The organism is Catellatospora sp. NPDC049609 (assembly GCF_040675365.1).
Classification (GTDB): Bacteria; Actinomycetota; Actinomycetes; order Mycobacteriales; family Micromonosporaceae; genus Catellatospora.
In genome coordinates this window covers 1-1,315 of sequence record NZ_JBFAOU010000470.1, presented here as the reverse complement: position 1 = coordinate 1,315, position 1,315 = coordinate 1, and the positions used below count along the sequence as shown (strand labels likewise).

Sequence of the window (1,315 nt, the reverse complement as noted above, 5' to 3'; positions counted from 1 at the left end):
GCGCCGGCGCAGGATGCGCCGGCGGTATTCGGCCGGTTCGAGGCGTCACGGCCGAACGAGTTGTGGACCGGCGACGCACTGCACGGCCCACGCGTGGCCGGGCGCAAGACATATCTGTTCGCGTTCATCGACGACCACTCCAGGGCGGTGATGGGCCACCGGTTCGGGTTCGCCGAGGACACGATCCGGCTGGCCGCGGCGCTGCGTCCCGCGTTGGCCGCCCGCGGCGTTCCGGGGTCGATCTACGTGGACAACGGGTCAGCGTTCGTCGACTCGTGGCTGCTGCGCGCCTGCGCCAGCCTGGGCGTCAAGCTCGTGCACTCCACGCCCGGCCGCCCGCAGGGCCGGGGCAAGATCGAAAGGTTCTTTCGGACCGTCAGAGAGCAGTTCCTCGTCGAACTACCCACCGTCGAGGGCGAAGAGGCGCAGGTCGGTGACCTGGCAACACTCAACCGGCTGTTCACCGCCTGGGTCGAGACGGTCTACCACACCAGCACGCACTCGGGCACCGGCATGGCGCCGCTGGCCCGCTGGCGCGACGGCGTGACCCAGCCGCTGCCCACCCCCAGCCCGGCGCAGCTGCGGGAGGCGTTCTTGTGGTCGACGCAGCGCACCGTCACCAAGACCGCCACGGTGTCGCTGCACAACAACACCTACCAGGTCGACCCGATCCTGACCGGCCGCAAAGTCGAACTCGTCTTCGACCCGTTCGACCTCACCGACATCGAGGTCCGTCACCACGGCCGCAGCCACGGCCTGGCCGTCGCGTTCCGCATCGGCCGCCACGCCCACCCCAAAGCCCGACCCGAACACCTCGACACCGACCCGCCCGCGGCAACCGGCATCAACTACCTGCACCTCATCGACGCCGTCCACGACCAGGTCCTGGCCGAACGCGTCAACTACGCCGCCCTGCGCGACCAGGAGAAACCGTGACCATCGAACGGCTGCAAGCCCACTACGGCCTGTCGAAGATGCCCTTCGGCCGCGGCCTGGCCCCGGGCGCGCTGCACCGCCACACCGCCCACGCCGAAGCCATCGCCCGGATCACCTGGTGCGTCACCGAACGCGCCCTGGGCGTCATCACCGGCGAAGTCGGCGCCGGCAAAACCGTCGCGGTCCGCGCCGCGCTCACCGGCCTGGACCCGACCCGCCACACGATCATCTACCTCGGCAACCCCACCATCGGCGCCCGCGGCATCCACCACGCCATCGTCACCACGCTCGGCGGCGTCCCCCGACCCCACATGGCCACCCTCATCCCGCAGACCGCCGACGCCCTCGCGACCGAGCAAGCCGAACGCGGCCGCACCCC

The 1,315-nt window shown here is 70.8% G+C and carries 2 protein-coding genes; both read left to right on the top strand.

All coding sequences use genetic code 11. The annotated features are described in order from the left end of the window. Window positions 1–936 (top strand): DDE-type integrase/transposase/recombinase (locus AB0J67_RS41205; RefSeq protein ID WP_363491278.1); only part of this gene is annotated, 936 nt, incomplete at its 5' end. Continuing rightward, window positions 933–1,315: AAA family ATPase (locus tag AB0J67_RS41200; protein WP_363491276.1), on the top strand; the 383-nt coding region annotated here is incomplete at its 3' end. The genes AB0J67_RS41205 and AB0J67_RS41200, both read left to right, overlap by 4 nt.